Source organism: Streptomyces sp. Q6 (genome assembly GCF_036967205.1).
In the GTDB taxonomy this organism is placed as follows: Bacteria; Actinomycetota; Actinomycetes; order Streptomycetales; family Streptomycetaceae; genus Streptomyces; species Streptomyces citrinus.
Map to the genome: position 1 here is coordinate 1858956 of NZ_CP146022.1, position 19060 is coordinate 1878015.

Annotated in this window: 13 protein-coding genes and 3 pseudogenes; 4 read left to right on the forward strand and 12 right to left on the reverse strand. The window is 72.7% G+C overall.

The window, feature by feature from the left end; genetic code table 11:
* Positions 1 to 460 precede the first annotated feature (460 nt).
* Positions 461 to 2263, forward strand: coding sequence for a glycoside hydrolase family 15 protein (locus V2W30_RS08690; protein WP_338703536.1), 1803 nt, complete (start codon positions 461 to 463; stop codon positions 2261 to 2263).
* Here V2W30_RS08690 and V2W30_RS08695 read toward each other — a convergent pair.
* Positions 2260 to 3870: an NAD(P)/FAD-dependent oxidoreductase gene (locus V2W30_RS08695; protein ID WP_338695023.1), complete on the reverse strand. Its 1611-nt coding sequence runs from the start codon at positions 3868 to 3870 to the stop codon at positions 2260 to 2262. The two genes, V2W30_RS08690 and V2W30_RS08695, sit on opposite strands and share 4 nt — an antisense overlap.
* Positions 3871 to 3950: 80 nt before the next feature.
* Positions 3951 to 5480 (reverse strand): APC family permease, encoded by a 1530-nt coding sequence (locus V2W30_RS08700; RefSeq protein ID WP_338695025.1) that lies wholly within the window; start codon positions 5478 to 5480, stop codon positions 3951 to 3953.
* Positions 5481 to 5703: 223 nt separating this feature from the next.
* On the opposite strand from V2W30_RS08700, the gene V2W30_RS08705 reads away from it, so the two are divergent.
* On the forward strand, positions 5704 to 7368 hold the full coding sequence (locus tag V2W30_RS08705) for a PucR family transcriptional regulator (RefSeq protein ID WP_338695027.1): 1665 nt from the start codon (positions 5704 to 5706) through the stop codon (positions 7366 to 7368).
* A gap of 30 nt (positions 7369 to 7398) precedes the next feature.
* Here V2W30_RS08705 and V2W30_RS08710 read toward each other — a convergent pair.
* From V2W30_RS08710 to V2W30_RS08735, 6 genes and pseudogenes are all read right to left on the reverse strand, one after another.
* A pseudogene (locus V2W30_RS08710) lies at positions 7399 to 8528 on the reverse strand (glycosyltransferase family 4 protein).
* A gap of 222 nt (positions 8529 to 8750) precedes the next feature.
* Positions 8751 to 9523 (reverse strand): annotated as a pseudogene (locus V2W30_RS08715) (hypothetical protein).
* Positions 9524 to 9569: 46 nt separating this feature from the next.
* A pseudogene (recN, locus tag V2W30_RS08720) lies at positions 9570 to 11326 on the reverse strand (DNA repair protein RecN).
* Positions 11327 to 11502: 176 nt separating this feature from the next.
* Positions 11503 to 12408, reverse strand: a complete 906-nt coding sequence (locus V2W30_RS08725; protein WP_338695029.1) for an NAD kinase — start codon at positions 12406 to 12408, stop codon at positions 11503 to 11505.
* On the reverse strand, positions 12405 to 13220 hold the full coding sequence (locus V2W30_RS08730) for a TlyA family RNA methyltransferase (protein WP_338695030.1): 816 nt from the start codon (positions 13218 to 13220) through the stop codon (positions 12405 to 12407). The genes V2W30_RS08725 and V2W30_RS08730 overlap by 4 nt, the downstream gene beginning before the upstream one ends.
* A 7-nt stretch (positions 13221 to 13227) precedes the next feature.
* Positions 13228 to 13500, reverse strand: a complete 273-nt coding sequence (locus V2W30_RS08735; RefSeq protein WP_338695032.1) for a hypothetical protein — start codon at positions 13498 to 13500, stop codon at positions 13228 to 13230.
* Positions 13501 to 13542: 42 nt separating this feature from the next.
* Here V2W30_RS08735 and V2W30_RS08740 point away from each other — a divergent pair, with 42 nt between their 5' ends.
* Positions 13543 to 13890 carry an alkyl sulfatase C-terminal domain-containing protein gene (locus tag V2W30_RS08740; RefSeq protein WP_338695034.1) on the forward strand — a complete coding sequence of 116 codons (348 nt, stop codon included), beginning with the start codon at positions 13543 to 13545 and terminating at the stop codon, positions 13888 to 13890.
* On the opposite strand, the gene V2W30_RS08745 is transcribed toward V2W30_RS08740, so the two are convergent.
* The 3 genes from V2W30_RS08745 to V2W30_RS08755 are packed head-to-tail and all read right to left on the reverse strand — an operon-like array spanning position 13874 to position 16820.
* The gene (locus V2W30_RS08745; protein WP_338695036.1) at positions 13874 to 14743 is read right to left on the reverse strand and encodes an ABC transporter ATP-binding protein; all 870 of its coding nucleotides are present in this window, start codon (positions 14741 to 14743) and stop codon (positions 13874 to 13876) included. The two genes, V2W30_RS08740 and V2W30_RS08745, sit on opposite strands and share 17 nt — an antisense overlap.
* The gene (locus V2W30_RS08750; protein WP_338695037.1) at positions 14740 to 15777 is read right to left on the reverse strand and encodes a FecCD family ABC transporter permease; all 1038 of its coding nucleotides are present in this window, start codon (positions 15775 to 15777) and stop codon (positions 14740 to 14742) included. The genes V2W30_RS08745 and V2W30_RS08750 overlap by 4 nt, the downstream gene beginning before the upstream one ends.
* The gene (locus V2W30_RS08755; RefSeq protein ID WP_338695039.1) at positions 15774 to 16820 is read right to left on the reverse strand and encodes a FecCD family ABC transporter permease; all 1047 of its coding nucleotides are present in this window, start codon (positions 16818 to 16820) and stop codon (positions 15774 to 15776) included. The genes V2W30_RS08750 and V2W30_RS08755 overlap by 4 nt, the downstream gene beginning before the upstream one ends.
* Positions 16821 to 17017: 197 nt before the next feature.
* On the opposite strand from V2W30_RS08755, the gene V2W30_RS08760 reads away from it, so the two are divergent.
* Positions 17018 to 17896, forward strand: coding sequence for a siderophore-interacting protein (locus V2W30_RS08760; protein WP_338695041.1), 879 nt, complete (start codon positions 17018 to 17020; stop codon positions 17894 to 17896).
* A 59-nt stretch (positions 17897 to 17955) separates the two neighbouring features.
* Here the strand turns inward: V2W30_RS08760 and V2W30_RS08765 are convergent, their stop codons facing one another.
* On the reverse strand, positions 17956 to 19011 hold the full coding sequence (locus V2W30_RS08765) for an HAD hydrolase-like protein (RefSeq protein WP_338695043.1): 1056 nt from the start codon (positions 19009 to 19011) through the stop codon (positions 17956 to 17958).
* Between the last annotated feature and the right edge of the window lie 49 nt (positions 19012 to 19060).

A 19060-nucleotide genomic window follows, 5' to 3' on the forward strand; every position in this document is an offset into this window, starting at 1 on the left:
CGTCGCTGCGGTTCGGGGGTTCTATGACCACCGGCTCACGGGCTACCAGGGTATCAGCGACGCGGCGAGGCTGCTTCCGGCCACGCTCCGCTTACAGGTCACCACAGGGGCACTGCTCCGTCACCCGATGCTCACCCGTTCGGCTCAGGCGCGTTGCCGTGAGCGGCACGCAGATCACTTGAGCGCGACGTATCCTGCTCGGACACTCGGCTGGCGAGTCACCCTGGAAAACGGCACCACGACGGCAACACCCCCGCCCGTTCCAACCGTTCACCGGAACACGAAGTCCGTTCGCCGGTGCCTCCGCCGGAACAACCGGCTCGTCAGTTCGTTTGACAACAACGAATCAGGACGACGTATCAAAACGATCCGTTGACCTCCCATTGACCGTTGGCTTTGACCGTTGGGCCCCCAATTTTTCGTTCCGGGGGCGTACGTGGCCGTTCGACTGGAGATGCACGTGGCCGGGCGCATCGAGGATTACGCACTCATCGGAGACATGCAGACCGCAGCGCTGGTCTGCCGGGACGGCACAGTGGACTGGCTGTGCCTTCCCCGCTTCGACTCGCATGCCATTTTCGCCGGGCTGCTCGGCACCGAGGACCATGGCTTCTGGCGCCTTGGTCCGGCACACGCGGCCGACGCCGCGCCACCGATGGCGGCGCGGCGCGCCTACCGCGGCGACTCGCTCGTCCTCGAATCCGAGTGGGACACTCCGCGCGGCACCGTCCGCGTCATCGACTTCATGCCGCCGCGCGACGGCGCGCCGCAGCTCACCCGGATCGTGGAGGGTGTCAGCGGGCGCGTGCCGATGCGCTCCGCGCTGCGGATGCGCTTCTCGTACGGGCGGATCACCCCGTGGGTGCACAAGGTGGACGGGCGTACGGTCGCGATGGCCGGACCCGACTCCGTGTGGCTCGATTCCGACGCCGAGACGTACGGCAAGAACCTGACGACGTACTCGGACTTCACGGTCGGGCCCGGTGACCGGATCGCGTTCACCATCCAGTGGCAGCCCTCGCACAAGGGACAGCCTCCGATGCCGGACCCCGAGGGGGCGCTGGTGGCGACGGAGGACTTCTGGCGGGAGTGGGTCGAGCACTGTACGTACCACGGTCCGTACCGCGAGGCCGTGGTGCGGTCGCTGATCACGCTGAAGGCGCTGACGTACGCGCCGACCGGCGGCATCGTCGCGGCGCCCACCACCTCGCTGCCGGAGGAGATCGGCGGCGTACGGAACTGGGACTACCGCTACACGTGGCTGCGCGACGCCGCGATCACGCTGTCGTCGCTGCTGCGCACCGGGTACCGCGAGGAGGCCCGCGCCTGGCGCGAGTGGCTGCTGCGGGCGGTCGCGGGTGACCCCGAGAACCTCCAGATCATGTACGGCATCGCGGGCGAGCGGGAGCTCGGCGAGGCGGAGCTGGACTGGCTGCCCGGGTACGAGAACTCGGGCCCGGTCCGGGTCGGCAACGGAGCGGCGCACCAGCTCCAGCTCGACGTGTACGGCGAGGTGACCGAGGCCCTGCACCTGGCCCATATGACCGGGCTCGCGCGCAACGACTACGCGTCGCTGCTCCAGCTGAAGCTCATCCGCTACCTCGAAGGCCACTGGGACGAGCCGGACGAGGGCATCTGGGAGGTGCGCGGGCCGCGCCGGCACTTCGTGCACTCGAAGGTCATGGCGTGGGTCGCGGTGGACCGGACGATCAAGCTCATCGAGTCCGGTGACGCCGACGGACCGCTGGAGAGGTGGCGCGAGCTGCGCGACGACATCCACCGGGACGTCTGCGAGAAGGGCTACGACAAGGAACGCAACACGTTCACGCAGTCGTACGGCAGCAAGGAGCTGGACGCCTCGCTGCTGCTGATTCCGCAGATGGGCTTCCTGCCGCCCGACGACAAGCGCGTCATCGGCACGATCGAGGCCATCCAGCGGGAGCTGTCGACGGAGGACGGGTTCATCCTGCGCTACCCGACGGACGGCGAGGACGCCGGTGTCGACGGGCTGCCCGGTGACGAAGGGGCGTTCCTCGCCTGCTCGTTCTGGATGGCGGACGACCTCGCGATGATCGGCCGGGTCGACGAGGCCCGCAAGCTCTTCGAGAAGCTGCTCGGGCTCCGCAACGACCTGGGGCTGCTCGCCGAGGAGTGGGATCCGCGGCTGCAACGCCAGGTCGGCAACTTCCCGCAGGCGTTCAGCCACGTGCCGCTGATCGACACGGCACTGCGGCTGACCGCCTCAGGGGCGTACGGCGGCTAACGCACCGCGGCTATCACCTCGTTGGCGGCGCGCTCCCCCTCGGACGCGCCGCCTTCCATGAAGCCCTGGAAGTCGTAGCTGCAGTGCTCGCCGCCGATGTGGACGTTGCCCTGGGCCACCCCTTCGTAGCCCGCGTACTGGTGGAGGTAGCCGACGGGCCAGTACGAGTAGGCGCCGAGGGCGTACGGGTTCTTGTGCCAGGCGGAGAGCTGGGCGCGGCCGGTCCAGGCGGCTTTGGTGCCGGGGAAGACCGGTTCGATCCGCGTGAGGTAGCGGGTGGCCAGGTCGCGGACGTACGGGTCGGTCTCGTACGCGAACGGGCCGGACGGGGCGAGGGACTTGGCGAGCGTGCCGCCGCCGTACTGGATGAGGATGCCCCCGGTGCCCGGCTGCACCTTCGTCGTGTCCCAGGTCTGCTGGAAGTCGGCGTCGGTGAAGCAGTCGCCCGCCGAGACCCCCGGCCAGGGGCCCGTGCCGCGCCAGGGGCGGCTGGTGAACTGCATGTTGAGCTTGGTGCAGTAGCCCATTCTGGCGTCGCGCAGCAGGTTCTTCATGCGGGTGTCGAACCCCGCCTTGGACAGGTCGAGTTGCTTGAGGACGGGCAGCGGCACGCAGAGGATCGTGTGGTCGGCGGTGGCGGTGCGGGTGGCTCCGCCGGTCTCGGTGAAGGTGAGGGTCTGGGTGCCGTCGGTGTTGGCCTTCACCGCCTGGAGGGACATGCCGTGGCGGATCGTGCCGTCGGGCAGGAAGTCGGCGATGGCGTGCGGGAGTTGGTCGTTGCCGCCGGTGATGTGGTAGCGCTCGTTGGACAGGCCCCAGATGTTGAAGTTGCCCGGATTGGTCTGGTAGCCCATCAGGAGCACCAGGGCGAGGGCGGACTGGTCCTGGGTGTCCGCGCCGTACTCGACGTTGTAGGCGACATCGAACCAGCGGCCGAGCGGGGAGCCGTGCCCGCCCGGCACGCGTGAGTCGATCCATTCGTACAGGGACATGGTGTCGAGGGCGGTGCCGGTGGGCGTGGTCTGGTTCCAGAAGACCTCGCCGGACTTCTGCAGGTCCTGGTGGAGGGCCTGGTAGACGGCGTTGAAGTCCTCGTCGGCCTGGGCGCGCGGGTAGTAGCGGCCGTTGAACCAGAGGATCTCCTCCGCGCCGTTGGGTCCGCCGCCCAGGAAGTCCTCGACGGGCAGACCGAAGCGGCGGCACAGCTCCAGCATCTTCTTGTGGCTGGTGTCGATCAGCTCGCCGCCGATCTCGGACGTCTGGCCGTACGCCCAGTGGTCGCGCTGCGAGTACATGCGGCCGCCGACGCGGTCCGGGTTCGCCTCGTAGAGGGTGCAGGCGTAGCCCGCGTCGTGGAGGGTGAGGGCCGCGGTCAGACCGGCGATGCCGGCGCCGACCACGGCGATCCTCGGGGCGGCGGCCGCCGCCCTCGCCGTCGGTGCGGGGAGGGCGGCGACGGCCACGCCGGCCGCCGCTGCCGCCTTGAGGACGGTGCGGCGGCCGGCCTGCCGTTCGCGGAACTCCGCTACGGGGACGCCCAGGTGGGCCGCGGCCCGGTGTTCGGTGGCCAGGTGTCTCAGGGCGTGCATCAGGTTCGTACGAGCCATGACGTTCTCCTTGGACGGGCGGGACGAACGGGACGAGCGGTCGGTGCGGAGGTGCGAAGGGTGCGGAGGGGTGCGGAGGGTCACACGGTGGCGGTCGCGGGTTCGGTCTCCCGCTCGGCGGCGTCCTCCAGGACGATCCGGCCGATGACCTCGTAGCGCTGGGGGCGGCGGGCCTTGAGGTACAGGCCGAGGCCGAGGCCGCCGAAGAAGACCAGGCCCACGATCCAGGGGATCGACTTGAAGAAGAGGGAGTCCGCGGCCGTGCCCGCCGCCGTGTCCATGTTCAGGACCAGGAGCACGACGACCACGATCATGCCGATGCCGCCGAGCAGCGGGGCGACCAGCGTCCTGAACCAGTGCCGGTCCTCGGGGTGGTGGTGGCGGAAGTAGCCGATCACCGCGAACGAGCACAGCGTCTGGACGATCAGGATCGCCATCGTGCCGAGGATCGCGAGCAGCGTGTACAGGTGGATGTACGGGTCCTGGCCGGTGAGCCAGAAGGCCGCCACGATGGCGACCGCGATCACCGACTGGACGTAGGACGCGATGTACGGCGAGCCGTGCTTCTTGTGCGTGCGGCCGAGGCCGGGGTGCAGGAAGCCCTCGCGGCCGATCGCGTACAGGTAGCGCGAGGCGCACTGGTGGAAGGCCATGCCGCAGGCGAACGAGCCGGTGATCAGGAGCCACTGGAACGCGTCGACCGCCCACGCGCCGATGAAGGTCTCGGCCGGGTTGAAGAACAGGTCGAGGGGGCTGGTGCCGGAGGACACCTTCACCGAGCCGGCCAGGCCGTTGCCCGCGATCGTCATCCAGGAGACGTAGATGTAGAAGAGGCCGACGCCGACGACGGAGATCAGCGTCGCCTTCGGGATGACGCGCTTGGGGTCGCGGGACTCCTCGCCGTACATCGCCGTCGACTCGAAGCCGACCCAGGACCAGAACGCGAAGAACAGGCCGAGCCCGGCCGAGGTGCCGGTGAAGGCGTTCTTCGGGTTGATCGGTTCCACGGGGATGCCGTCGGGGCCGCCGCCGTGGATCAGGACCGCCGTCGCCACCGCGAAGAGAACCGCGATCTCGGCGATCAGCATCACGCCGAGCGCCTTCGCCGTGAGGTTGATGTCGAAGTAGGACAGGATCGCGGTCACCGCGAGCATGGCCGCCGCGTAGACGATCCACGGGAGGTCCCAGCCGAGCTGGTCGTCGACCGTGGTCTTCGCGAAGTACGAGAAGACGCCGACGATCGACGCCTCGAAGACGACGTAGGCGAGGACGGCGAGCATGCCGGACGCCATGCCGGCGATCCGGCCGAGGCCGTGCGAGATGTAGCCGTAGAAGGCGCCGGCCGCCGTGATGCGCTTGGCCATCGCGACGTAGCCGACGGAGAAGACCGTCAGGACGAGCGTCGCGAAGAGGTAGCCGGCGGGGGCTCCCGTGCCGTTGCCGAAGCCGACGGCGATGGGCAGGTTGCCGGTCATCGCCGTGATGGGGGCGGCCGTGGCGACGGCCATGAAGACCACGCCGATCAGCCCGACCGAGTTCGCCTTGAGGCGTTGCACCGGGGGCGATCCGGGGGTGGTACCGCGTGCGCCGTTCTCCACTGTCTCTGGCATTTACGTCCCTCTCTGGGGGCTGCCGCTGCGAAATCCGTAGATCAACATGGGGAGTGCGTTCGGATGCGTCAGTGTGGCGGTGCAGTGACGTACGCCACAACAGACACGAGGTAGTGCAATTTCCGCCACGGCACGACGAGTTGTCGCGGAATCGGGGGTGATGATCGCCCCCGTAACCGGCCAGAGATGTTCCCGGAACGCGCACGCCGGTACCGTCCGCTGCATGGACAGCACCTCCTCCGATTTCTCCCCGCCCGGCGGCCCCGGCGGCATCACCGTGCAGCGCGCCCTGGAACTGCCCGGACTGCGCAGCGGGCTGCCCGAGGTGGTGGCGGGCGGCGAGCGGCTCCAGCGGACCGTGCGCTGGGTGCACGCGGGCGAGGTGCCGAACATCGCGTCGCTGCTCAAGGGCGGCGAACTCCTGCTGACCACGGGGTACGGGATCGGGACGCGACCCGCCGAGCAGCGGGCCTTCGTCCGCAAACTGGCCGAGCGGGGCATCGCGGCGCTCGTCATCGAGCTGGGTCAGCGGTTCGCGCGGCTGCCGTCCGCACTGGTGGAGACGGCGCGCTCGGCGGGCCTGCCGCTGGTCCAGCTGCACCGCGAAGTGCCGTTCGTGACGGTCACCGAGGAGATCCACACCGAGATCGTGAACGGGCACTACGCCCTGCTGCGGCGCGCCGAGGAGGTGCACCGCCGGTGCACGAACGCGCTGCTCGGTGGCGGCGGCGTGCCCCAGGTGCTGCGCATCCTGGCCGAATTCAGCGGCAACCCGGTCTTCCTGGAGACCGTCGACGGGCAGCTCCTGTACGCCGCCGGCGCCGAGGGCGACGCCGCCGATCCGCTCCAGGTGTGGGAGGGGATGCGCGCCACGCACCAGGACGAGCCCCCGGGCGGTGCCCTGCTCGTCGACGTGCCGGGCGGCGGCCCGGGAGCCGGCTCCGTGCGGGCGCGGCTCGTGCTCCTGCCGGTGTCGGCGACGCTGGCGCCCGTGCACCGGATCGCCGCCGAGCGGGCCGCGGCCTCCCTCGCCGTGGTGCTGATGCAGGCCCGCCAGGAGGAGGAGCTGGCGGCGCGGGGTCGCGGCGACTTCCTGACCGATCTCGCGGAGGGCCGGATCGTCCCGGACGAGGCCCCGGCGCAGGCCCGTGTCCTCGGATTCAGGCCGACCGGGCAGGGGCCCCTCCTTCCGGTCGTGATGCGGCTCCCGGAGGCGGCGGCCGGCTCGGTGGGGCTCTCCCCCGGCGGCGGCTGGGCGGTGCTCGCGCGGGCCGTCTCGGAGGAGCTGGCGTCGGTCGGCGTACCGGTGCTGCTCGGCGTGCGGCCCGTCGAGGGGCGGGTGCCGCTGCTGCTCGGGCTGCGGTCGGAGTCGGAGCGCACGGCGGTCGCGGACCGGGTCGCGGCGGCGCTGCGGGCGGGCGTCGAGCGGGCCGGGATGCAGCGGGCGGGCGGGCAGCCGCCGGTCGTGGTGGTCGGCGGGGCCGGCGGCTGGGCGGCGGCCGCGGCCGGGCTGCGGCACGCGGCGGAGACCGCGACGGCCGCGCAGGGCCTGGACGACCGCCCCTGGTACGACGCACGGCGCCTCGACATCGACCTGCTCCTGTGGCGCCTTCGCGACCACCCGGACCTGGCGGCGTTCGTGGAGCGCGCGATCGGCCCGCTCCGGGACCACGACAAGCGCGCGAAGCCGCCGCTGCTGCCCACGCTCCAGACGTACCTGGCGCACGCGGGCCGCAAGGCGGAGACGGCCCGTGAGCTGCACCTCAACCGGCAGACGCTCTACAACCGGCTCGGCCGGATCGGGGAACTGCTCGGCACGGACCTGGACGACCCGCAGACGGTGCTCGCGCTGAGCCTGGCACTGCGGGCACGACGGCACGTGCAGTAGCACCCGCGCACATCGCGATCGCCGAGCCGCCTAATAGGCCCCGGTCAACTCGTCGTAGACGCTCAGGACTTGGGCCACGGTCGCGTCCTCGGTCGGCCAGGACGCGGCCTGCGCCGTCCCGCGCTCGCGCAGCTCGGCGCGGCGCTCGGGGTCGGACAGCAGCCGCTCGACGGCCTCCGCGAGCGCCACGGCGTCCCCGTACGGCACCAACTCGGCCGCTTCGCCGACCAGTTCGGGGATGCCGCCCACGTCGGTCGCGACCAGCGGCACGCCCGCGTGCAGCGCTTCCTGGGCGAGCAGCGAGCGGGACTCCCAACTGCTGGGCAGCACCGCGAGGTCGGCGGCGTGCAGCAGTTCGGCGACGTCGTCGCGGCGGCCCGTGAGCCGCACGGGCAGCCCCTCGCTCTCGATACGCCGCTGGAGCGCCGCCCGCTGCGGCCCCTCCCCGCGATGACGAGCAGCGGCACGGGCTCGTGGGCGAGCCAGGCGTGGGCGGCGTCGAGCAGCACGTCGTAGCCGCGGTGCCGCTCCAGGCTGCCGACGGCCATCAGCAACGGCCGTCCCACGGCGCCGAGTTCGGCCCGCGTCTTGTTCCTGGCCCGCTCGGCGTCGTCGTCACCGGCGTCCGTGCGGCGCGGCGGCGGGAAGGAGATCGCGGCGAGCCGGGCGTCACGGGCGCCGCGGGCGCGGGCCCGGTCGACCAGCTCGGACGAGGTGCCGAGGACCACGGACGCGGCCCTCGCCACGCGCCGTTCGAGGATCCGCAGCAGGTGGGCGCGGGCGCCTTCGGCGTACGAGCGGGTGTGCCAGGTGACGACGAGCGGGACACGGCGGCCGCTGAGCGCGAGGGTGGCGCGCAGCGCGGCGTTCAGCCCGTGTGCGTGCACGAGGTCGGCGTCGGCGCAGGCCACGCGGAGCGCGGCGACGGACGCCGGGTCGCTGCGGCGCGGCACCGGCAGGTGATGGGCGCCGACGTCCCCGAACCCGTACGCGCGCTCGGCCTCGGACGGCGCGCACACGGTGACCCGGACCCCGCGCGCCACCAACCCGGCGGCCAGGGACCGGACATGGGCACTGCTGCCCGCGCTGCCGCCACCCAGCACCTGCACGGTGCGCAGCGGCGACTGTCCGTGCGCTGAGTGGCTGCTCACGTGGCTCACGCGGCGGGACTCCTGTGGGGTCGGGATCTTCTACGGTCGGGCTCTTCTGATGGTTCAGGGGTTTGCGAGGCTCGGGAATCTCCGACGGTTCGGGGATCGCTGACGGTCCGGTGGTATGGCGTTCTCATGGTCCGGGCCAAGGATGCCAGTCCGTACGGACGTTCCGGCACCGGCCACGGTCCCGCACCGCGCGCGCACGGGCAACACGACGCACCGGACCACTCACACGGGTGAGTTGAGCGGCCCGCCCGTGTCCTTCGCGAGGGCGCTCACCCGGTCCCCGTACGCCGCCGCGGCGACAAGTCCCGCGGCGTGCGCGAGCAGCCCGCCGCGTCCGTTGCCCGCGGCGATCGCCACGCCGAGCGCGGCGCCGAGCGCGTGCGCCCCGCAGTCGCCGAGCATGCCGCGTTCGCCGAGGTCGTCGGGGAGCACGGCAGCGGCGGCGCCCATCGGCGCGGCCGCGAGCGAGCCCCGCAGCAGCCCCGGAGCGCCCACGGCGAGGGCGACTTGGGCCGCGCGCCCCGGCCGTACGTCGACGAGGTTGATCAGGTGCGCGGTACCGGCGACGACGACGCCCGCGAGGACCTTGTCGACCGGGCGCTCCTTGAGCAGCGCGCCCGCGACGAGCCCCGCCGCCCCGATCCCGAACAACTTCACGGCGCCGCTGGTGAGTTCACCACCGCGCAGCGCGCCGAGATGGGCCCGGAAGCCACGCCGTGGATCGCCCGCCCCCGCCACGTCGTCGTACGCGCCGCAGGCCCGGCCGTCAACGTGGCGACGAGCGCGGCGCTTCGCGCACCCGGGTCCGCGACGAGCGCGCCGGCCGCGACACCGAGCACGGCGGCGGGGCCGGGGCACAGGTCCACGGTCCGCCCCGCGTAGTTCTTCCGCTCCCCGAGGCCCTCCGGCTTCGTACGCCGCAAGGCTCCGCAGACGCCACGGGTGACGCCCGCGGCGAGCGCGGCGGAGCGGACGGCACGGCTGAGGTCGATCATGCGGTCACCCTACGCGGGGCCGGGCGGCGGCGCGGGCCGCACGGAATCAGGCGTCGGCCCGCGCCGCGGCGAGCAGTTCCTCCGCGTGCGCCCGCGCCGTCTCCGAGTCCTCCTGCCCGGCGAGCATCCGCGACAACTCCCGTACGCGGTCCTCCCCTTCGAGCACGGTCACGCCCGACCGGGTCACGGAACCGTCGTTCGTCTTCTCCACCAGGAGCTGGCGGTCGGCGAACGCGGCGACCTGCGGCAGGTGCGTGACGACCACGACCTGCGCCGACTTGGCGAGCTTGGCGAGACGGCGGCCGATCTCGACCGCGGCCTTGCCGCCGACACCGGCGTCGACCTCGTCGAACAGGTACGTGGGCACGGGGTCGGTCCCGGCGAAGACGACCTCCACCGCGAGCATCACGCGCGACAGCTCGCCGCCGGACGCGCCCTTGGCGATGGGCCGGGGCGGGGCGCCGGGGTGGGGCGCGAGCAGCAGCTCCACCTCGTCGACACCGCTCGGGCCGCAGACCACGACACGTCCGTCGACCTGCACGCCGTCGGCCGCGTCGGTCTCGGTCTGCCGGATGTCGAAGGAGATCCGCGCGTGCGGCATGGCGAGCGACGCCAGTTCCTCGGTCACGGCGGCGGCGAACCGCGCGGCGGCCTCGGTCCGGGCGTGGGTCAACTCCTGGGCGAGCGCGCCGAGTTCGTCGCGCAGCGCGTCGCGCTCCGCGGCCAGCTCGTCGACCCGCTCGTCGTCGCCGTCGAGTTCGAGCAGCCGCGCGGCGCTCGCCTCGGCCCAGGCCAGCACCCCGGCGGTGCCCTCACCGGCCTCGTCGTACTTCCGGGTGAGCTGGGTGAGCGCGGCCCGCCGCTCCTCGACCGCGGCGAGCCGCAGCGGGTCGGCGTCCAGGTCGTCGGCGTACCCGGCGAGTTCGGCGGCGACATCGGTGAGCAGGATCTGCACCTCGCCGATCCGCTCGGCGAGCGTGGCGAGGGCCGGGTCGTGGGACCGCACGGCGTCCAGGGCCCGGGACGCGCCGCCGACCAGCGTCGTGGCGTCGACCCCTCCGGGTCCTCGGGGTTCCCGGCGAGCGCGGCGTGCGCGACGGCGGCGGCCGAGGCCAGCGCCTCCGCGTGCCCGAGCCGGGACGCCTCCTCGGACAGCTCGACGTCCTCACCGGCGCGCGGCTCCACGGCCGCGATCTCGTCGAGCCCGAAACGCAGCAGATCGGCCTCCTGCGCCCGCTCACGGGCGCGCGTGGTGATCTCCTCCAGCTCGGTGCTGACGGCCCGCAGCCGCCGGTACACGGTCTTGTACTTGGCGAGCGGCCCCGCGACGGCGTCCCCGGCGTACCGGTCGAGCGCCTGCCGCTGCCGCCCGAGCTTGAGCAGCCCCTGCTGATCGGTCTGCCCGTGCACGGCGGCCAGCTCGTCGGCCAGCTCGCTCAGCACCCCCACGGGCACCGAGCGCCCGCCCAGGTGCGCCCGTGAGCGGCCCTCGGCGGAGACGGTGCGGCTGACGAGGAGCACCCCGTCCTCCAGCTCGGCCCCGGCCTCCTCGGCCCGCGCGGCGGCCGCCGAGCCCGCGGGCACGGTGACACGGCCCTCGACGACGGCGTTCTTCGCGCCGATCCGTACGAGGGCGGGGTCCGCGCGCCCACCGAGCAGCAGCCCGAGGCTCGTGACGACCATCGTCTTGCCCGCGCCGGTCTCACCGGTCACCGCCGTGAATCCGGGCGACAGCTCGACCACCGCGTCGTCGATGACTCCGAGCGACCGTATCCGCATCTCCTCCAACACGCCCCTGACCATACGAGGTTTTGCGGTCCCCCCGCGACGCTGCCCCTCCCCTCACGGGCGAAGACGCAGGTCACACGGCGCGGTCGGGGGCCGAGTGTCACCTTTCAGGTGCGGTTTCGTTGACATCGCGGCTCCCCGCGCAGCGCACGGGGAGCCGGGAAAGTCGACGTGTCGCCAGGGCGACGGGCTCAGTGGGGGGCGCCGCGCCACCCCGCGACCGGCAGCGCGAACTTCGCCACCAGCCGGTCCGTGAACACCGCGTGGTGCAGCCGGGCCAGCCGTACCGGCACCGCGCCCCGCCGCACCTCCACCCGGGCGCCCGCGGGCAGCTCCACGGTCCGCCGCCCGTCGCACCACAGCACCCCGTGCGGCGTGTGCGGCTGCACCTCGACGGCGAGCACCGAGTCCGGCGACGTCACCAGCGGCTTCGCGAACAGCGCGTGCGCGCTGATCGGCACCATCAGCAGCGCCTCGACCTCGGGCCACACCACGGGCCCGCCGGCGGAGAAGGCGTACGCGGTCGACCCGGTCGGCGTCGCGCACACGATCCCGTCGCACCCGAAGCCCGTCACGGGCCGCCCGTCGATCTCCAGGACGACCTCGAGCATCCGCTCGGGCTCGGTCTTCTGGACGGCGGCCTCGTTCAGCGCCCAGTCCTGGTGCACGATGTCGCCGTTGCGGTGCACGACGACGTCGATCGTCATGCGCTCCTCGACCTCGTACTCCTTGCTGACGACCCGCTCGACGACCTGGTCGAGGTCATCGCGCTCGGCCTCGGCGAGGAACCCCACGCGCCCCAGGTTCACCCCGAGCATCGGCACTCCGGACGCCCGCGCGAACTCCGCGCCGCGCAGCAGCGTCCCGTCCCCGCCGAGGACGATGAGCAGCTCGCACCCGTCGAGGCAGGCCGGCGTGGCCTCCTTCACGAGTTCCACGGTGTCCGGCAACGGCAGGTCGGAGGCCTCGGACTCCAGAACCCGTACCCCGAGGCCGCTCTTGAGCAGCCCTTGGACGACGAGCTCGGCACTGCGGATGGCGGCGGGCCGCCCCGTGTGCGCGAGCAGGAAAACAGTACGAGCTCGGCTCTGTGTCAACGCGGCCCCTCCGCCACTGCACGGTCAACGTCGGCCGGGTCCAGTTCGGGCGCCCCGGCACGCAGCCACAGAAAGTACTCGACGTTTCCGGAGGGTCCCGGCAGGGGGCTCGCGGTGACGCCCCGCACGCCGAGCCCGAGCTTGAGCGCCTGCGCGGCGACGCCCCGCACCGCCTCGGCCCGCAGCTCGGGGCTCCGGACGACACCGCCGCTGCCGAGCCGCTCCTTGCCCACCTCGAACTGCGGCTTCACCATCAGCACCAGGTCCGCGTCCGGCGCCGCGCACCGCGCGAGCGCGGGCAGCACCAGGCCGAGCGGGATGAAGGACAGGTCTCCGACCACGATGTCCACAGGCACCTCATCGATCGCCTCCAGCGTCAACTCGCGTACGTTCGTACGGTCCTTGACGGTGACGCGTTCATCGCTCTGCAACGACCAGGCGAGTTGTCCGTACCCGACGTCGACGGCGACGACATGGGCGACACCGGCCCGCAGCAGCACATCGGTGAAGCCGCCGGTGGACGCGCCCGCGTCGAGCGCCCTGCGGCCCGCGACCTCCAGGCCCTGCGGCACGAACGCGGCGAGCGCGCCCGCGAGCTTGTGCCCGCCGCGCGAGACGTAGCCGGGGTCGCTGTCGTCCTGCGCGACGACGATCGAGACGCCGGCGTCCACCTGTGTCGCGGGCTTGGACGCGACGATCCTGGCCACGCTGACCCGCCCCGCGGCGATCAGCTGGCTGGCGTGCTCGCGCGAACGCGCCAGGTTGCGGTGGACGAGTTCAGCGTCGAGGCGGCGACGTGCCACACCTGCCACGGTCGGTTCAGCTCCTGTTGTCGTGCGAAGAGTCGTGCGAAGAGGGGGCCGGGGTCCGCGCGTCCAGCGCCGTCAGCGCGGCGCGCAGCCCCTGATGTACATCCTCGTACACCTCGACGTGCCCGTCGGCCGCGAGGTGGTCCACGTCGCCGAGCCGCTCCAGCTGCGCGTCCACCTCGGCGTGCCCTGTGGGGGTGCGCTCGACGCCGAGCGGGGCGGGGGCCGCGGGCTCGTACGAGGGTTCCTCGGGAACCGCCGCCTCGGGAGGAGTCTCACTCATGCCCAGACGCTACCTCGGAAGCCCGGTGTACCGTCGATCACGATGGCGACGACGGAGGAGTGCCGCACGGCACTCGAGAGACTCTCGGACAACATGGCGGGCGCGAACGGCGACGTCCAGGCCGCCGCTGCCCTCGACCGCTCTCTGAGCTGCCGCATCACGGACCTGGACGTGACGTTCTCCGGCCGTCTCGAGAACGGCCGGATCAAGGTGCTCGACACCCGCCCGGGTCCGCCCGCGCAGAAGGCGCAGATCCGGCTGGCGATGACGGGCGACGACCTGGTGGCGATGGTGGACGGGCAGCTGAACTTCGCCCGCGCCTGGGCCTCGGGCCGGGTCAAGCTGGAGGCGTCGTTCCGCGATCTGCTGCGCCTCAGGACGCTGCTGTAGTCACCGTCTCCTTGCGCCGCGCCTTGCGCGCCGCGGGCACCACCAGCGGAGTCCCCGTCTCCGGGTCGTCGATGACCTGGCACTTCATGCCGAACAGCCGCTCGACGAGCTCGGCGGTCACGATGTCCTTGGGCGCCCCCTCGGCGATGACCGCACCGTCGCGCAGCGCGATGAGGTGGGTCGCGTACCGGGCGGCGTGGTTGAGGTCGTGCAGGACGGCGACGAGCGTGCGCCCCTGTTCCTCGTGGAGTTCGGCGCAGAGGTCGAGGACGTCGATCTGGTGCTGGATGTCGAGGTACGTCGTCGGCTCGTCGAGGAGCAGCAGCGGCGTCTGCTGGGCGAGCGCCATCGCGATCCACACGCGCTGGCGCTGACCGCCGGAGAGCTCGTCGACGTACCGGTCGGCGAGTTCGGCGACGCCGGTCGACTCCATGGACTCCCGTACGACCGCCTCGTCCTCCGGCGACCACTGGCGCAGCAGACCCTGGTGCGGGTAGCGGCCGCGGGCGACGAGGTCGCCGACGGTGATGCCGTCGGGCGCGACCGACGACTGCGGCAGCAGGCCGAGCGTCTTGGCGACCTTCTTGGCGGGCATGGAGTGGATGACGCCGCCGTCGAGGAGCACGCGGCCCGCGCTCGGCTTCAGCATCCGCGACAGGGCGCGCAGGAGCGTGGACTTGCCGCAGGCGTTCGGGCCGACGATGACCGTGAAGGAGTTGTCGGGGATCTCGACCGACAGCTTCTCGGCGATGACGCGCTGGTCGTAGCCGAGGGTCACGTCGTCGGCTATCAGCCTGTTCACAGCGGGGCTCCTTTGGTTCGTACGAGGGTCATGAGGGCCGCGGGCGGTCATATCCGGCCCGCCTTGCGCTCGGTGACCAGCAGCCACAGCAGATAGACACCGCCGATGACACCCGTCACGACGCCGACGGGCAGCTGGTCGGCGCCGAAGGCCCGCTGCGAGGCCAGGTCCGCGACGATCAGCAGGGTCGCGCCCAGCCAGGTCGCGGCGATCAGGTTCGGGCCGGGCGACTTCGTCAGGCGCCGGGCGATCTGCGGGGCGGTGAGCGCCACGAAGCTGACGGGTCCGGCCGCGGCGGTCGCGGCGGCCGACAGGAAGACGGAGGCGACGAGCAGCAGCAGGCGGGTCCGTTCGACGCGGATGCCGAGCCCGCCCGCCGCGTCGTCGCCCATCTCCAGCATGCGCAGCGGACGCGCGTACACGGCGACGAGGGGGATGACGACGAGGAAGAGGACCAGCAGCGGCCAGACCTGGGTCCAGTCGCGCCCGTCGAGCGAGCCGGTCATCCACACGGTGGCGCGGGCCGCGTCCACGAAGTCGGCCTTGGTGAGCAGATAGCCGTTGATGGCGGTCATGAACGCGGAGACGCCGATGCCGACGAGGACGAGTCGGTAGCCGTGCACGCCCCGCTTCCAGGCGAGCAGGTAGATCGCGAAGCCGGTGACGAGTCCGCCGACGAGCGCGCCGAGCGCGACCTGCGTGGCGCTGCCGCCGACGAGCACGATCATCGCCAGGGCGCCCGCGGTCGAGCCCTGCCCGAGCCCGAGCACGTCCGGGCTGCCCAGCGGATTGCGGGAGATGGACTGGAAGAGCGCGCCGGACAGGCCGAGCGCGCCGCCGACCAGGAGGCCGACGAGGACCCGCGGCAGCCGCAGGTCGTTGATGATGAACTCCTGCCCGGGGTCGCCCTGGCCGGCCAGGGTGCGCAGCACGTCCATGGCCGGGATCGGGAAGTCGCCGGTGCCGATGAGCACGACGCTCGCGACGAGCGCGGCCACGACGAAGACCGCGACGACGACGGCCGAGCGGACGTCGAGCCGTACGGAGATTCCGCCCGGGGTGCGGACGGCCTTGGTGGTCTTCACAGCTGGGCCAGCCTCCGGCGTCGTACGAGAAGGATGAAGACCGGCGCTCCGATGATCGCGGTGACGATGCCGACCTGGAGTTCGGCCGGGCGGGCCACGAGCCGGCCGACGACGTCGGCGCCGAGCAGCAGCACCGGCGAGAGGACCGCCGCGTACGGCAGGATCCAGCGCATGTCGGGGCCGGTGAACGAGCGGACGATGTGCGGCACCATCAGGCCGACGAAGACGATGGGCCCGCAGGCCGCGGTGGCCGCGCCGCACAGCAGGGTCGCGGCGGCCATGCTCAGGGCGCGGGTGCGGTTGAGGTGGGCACCGAGCGCGCGGGCGGTGTCGTCGCCCATGGCCATCGCGTTGAGCGGCCGGGCGAGACCGAGGGCCAGCACCGCGCCCACGGCGATGAACGGCAGGACCTGCTGGATCGTGTCCATCTTGGCGGAGGCCAGCGAGCCGACCTGCCAGAAACGCATCCGGTTCAGCGCGACGTCGTCGGTGATCATGACGGCGTAGAGGTAGCCGGAGAGCGCCGCGGTGATCGCGGTTCCGGCGAGCGCGAGCCGCACCGGCGTCGCGTTGCGCGTGCCGCCCAGGACGTACACGAGGACGCCGACGGCGGCGGAGCCGAGGAACGCGAACCAGACGTAGCCGCTGAGCGAGGTCACCCCGAAGAAGCTGATGGCGGTGACGACGGCGGCGGAGGCACCCATGTTGAGGCCGAGGATGCCGGGGTCGGCGAGCGGGTTGCGGGTCAGTGCCTGGAGCACGGCGCCGGCGAGGCCGAGCGCGAGTCCGGCGAGGAGCCCGAGCAGGGTCCGGGAGACCCGCTCCCCCACGACGATGTCGGCGTACCGGCCGGTGTCGTGGAAGAGGCCGTGCCAGACCTGGTCCAGGGACAGCGGTTTGGCGCCGATGGCGATGCTCAGGACGAGCATGACCAGCAGCACGAGAGCCGAGGCGAGGAGCCCGGCGCCGCGTATCGCCGCACGACGGCCGGGGGGCGCGGGAGCGGTCTCCGCGCCGGCTTCTGGGGGACTGTCGACCAACACGAGGTTAGGTTAGCCTACCCTCCAAATCAGCTACATCCCGCTGCGCCGAAGGACCCCGGGAACCCCGAGGCTACCTGGGCGAAGCCGCCCGCCTTCCGCGCGGGCCGGGGCCGTGCCCCGGTCCCGCGTGGCCCGGTTCAGCCCTGCCGGAGCCCCCCGACTCCTGCCCGCACCGATCACCGCAAGAGGCCCACGCCATGACCGAGACGGCCACACCGGCATCTCCCGCCACGACCGACGCACCACCCTTCGACCTCTTCGCCCTCGACGTCGTACGGGCCCTGCGCCTCACCCCGAACATGGTGCGGGTCGACTTCACCGGCCCCGACCTCGCCCGGATGGCGTCGGCCGGCCGCGACCAGCGCGTCAAACTGTTCCTGCCGGCCCCGGGCCGGTCCACCCCGCACCTCCCGGACACCTCCGACGGCCAGTGGTACCCGGCCTGGCTCGCCCTCGACCCGGCGACCCGCGGCGTCATGCGCACGTACACGATCCGCGAACTGCGCGCCGCCCCGGCCGAGTTGACCGTCGACTTCGCGGTCCACGGCGAGGAGGGGCCGGCCTCTCGCTGGGCCCTGCACGCCCGCCCCGGCGATCGCGTCGGCGTCCTGGCCCCGGTCGTCGAGGAGAACGCCGCCTACGAGTTCCGCCCACCGGCCGACACCGACTGGGTCCTGCTGGCCGCGGACGCCTCGGCGCTCCCGGCCCTCGCGGCCGTCCTGGAACACCTGCCGCCGTCGGTCCCGGTCCGCGCCTGGATCGAGGTCCCCGAGGCGGCGGACCGCCAGGCCCTGCCGACCGGCACGGACACCGAGATCACCTGGCTGACCGCCCCCGGCAGCACGGTCGCGGCGATCGCGGCCGCGCCGCTGCCCGAGGGCACTCCGTACGCCTTCGTCGCGGGTGAGGCGTCCACGGTGAAGGCCGTCCGCCGCCACCTGGTGACGGACCGCTCCTTCGACCGCACGCGTGTGAAGTTCTCGGGCTACTGGCGCAAGGGCGCGTCGGAGGACCACCTCCTCCAGGCCGCCGAGGAGGCGGACAAGGGGGAGAAGGCGGAGGCGGAGGCGGCCTGAGGGACGGCCGGGTGGGCGCGGCGGGCGCTACAGCCCCAGCCGGGTGGGCGCGGCGGGTGCTACAGCCCCAGCCGCGCCAGCGCCTTGGCCGAGTCCAGCTCGCACGCCCCGTCGCCCGCAGCCGTCCAGGCCGCCGCGCACAACGCCCGCAGTCCGTCGATCGCTTCTCCGTCCCCCTCCAGTTCGAGCCGCGCGTCGCCGGCGACCGCGGTCCAGCCTCCGCACCGGAAACCCTCGCCGGCCTCCCCCGTCACCTCGGGCTGCCCGGTCAGCAGGCCGCGCAGATCCACATCCACGTACGTCGGCCGGTGCTGCGGCGGCGCGGCGAGCAGCTGCGCCCCGTCGGTCACCCCGGTCAGTACGAGCAGCGAATCCACTTCCCCGTTGAACGCCCCCTCGATGTCGGTGTCGAGCCGGTCCCCCACCACGAGCGGCGTCTTCGCGCCGGTCCGCAGGACGGTCTCCCGGTGCATCGGCGGCAGCGGCTTCCCCGCGACCTGCGGCTCCGCGCCCGTCGCGATCCGGACGACCTCGACCGCCGCCCCGTTCCCCGGCGCGATGCCGCGCGCGCTGGGGATCGTCAGATCGGTGTTGGACGCGAACCACGGCACCCCGCGCGCGATCGCGTAGCAGGCCTCGGCGAACCGCTTCCATGCCAGGTCGGGTCCCCCGTACCCCTGCGCGACGGCCGCCGGGTCGTCGTCGGCGGAGTCCACGGGAACCAGCCCGCGCTCGCGCAGAGCGACCTGCAACCCTTCCCCGCCGATCACCAGCACCCGCGCGCCCTCGGGCACTTGCTCGCTGATGAGCCGGGCGACGGCCTGCGCGGACGTGATGACGTCCCCCGCCTCCGTCGGGATCCCCAGCTCCGTCAGGTGCTCGGCGACGGTGTCGGGCGTCCGCAGCGCGTTGTTGGTCACGTAGGCGAGCCCCATCCCGCCGTCTCTGGCCTCGGCCAGCGAGTCGACGGCGTGCGCGATGGCCTGCCCGCCCGCGTACACCACCCCGTCCAGATCGAGCAGCGCCGTGTCGTAGGCCTCGCTCAGCGCCCGCTCGCTGCCCTGCGGCCGCACCCGGGAACCGTCGCCGGCCGCACCCCTCGCACTCTGGCTCATTACGTATCGCTCCTCGCTCGGTCCACTCCCCCGATCATCCCCCACGCCA

Excerpts from the sequence above, each read along its gene's own strand:
- V2W30_RS08695 (WP_338695023.1), bottom strand. The coding sequence starts at position 3,870 with ATGGCTCGTACGAACCTGATGCACGCCCTGAGACACCTGGCCACCGAA.
- V2W30_RS08700 (WP_338695025.1), bottom strand. The coding sequence starts at position 5,480 with ATGCCAGAGACAGTGGAGAACGGCGCACGCGGTACCACCCCCGGATCG.
- V2W30_RS08705 (WP_338695027.1), top strand. The coding sequence starts at position 5,704 with ATGGACAGCACCTCCTCCGATTTCTCCCCGCCCGGCGGCCCCGGCGGC.
- V2W30_RS08735 (WP_338695032.1), bottom strand. The coding sequence starts at position 13,500 with ATGAGTGAGACTCCTCCCGAGGCGGCGGTTCCCGAGGAACCCTCGTAC.
- V2W30_RS08740 (WP_338695034.1), top strand. The coding sequence starts at position 13,543 with ATGGCGACGACGGAGGAGTGCCGCACGGCACTCGAGAGACTCTCGGAC.
- V2W30_RS08745 (WP_338695036.1), bottom strand. The coding sequence starts at position 14,743 with ATGACCGCCCGCGGCCCTCATGACCCTCGTACGAACCAAAGGAGCCCC.
- V2W30_RS08760 (WP_338695041.1), top strand. The coding sequence starts at position 17,018 with ATGACCGAGACGGCCACACCGGCATCTCCCGCCACGACCGACGCACCA.
- V2W30_RS08765 (WP_338695043.1), bottom strand. The coding sequence starts at position 19,011 with ATGAGCCAGAGTGCGAGGGGTGCGGCCGGCGACGGTTCCCGGGTGCGG.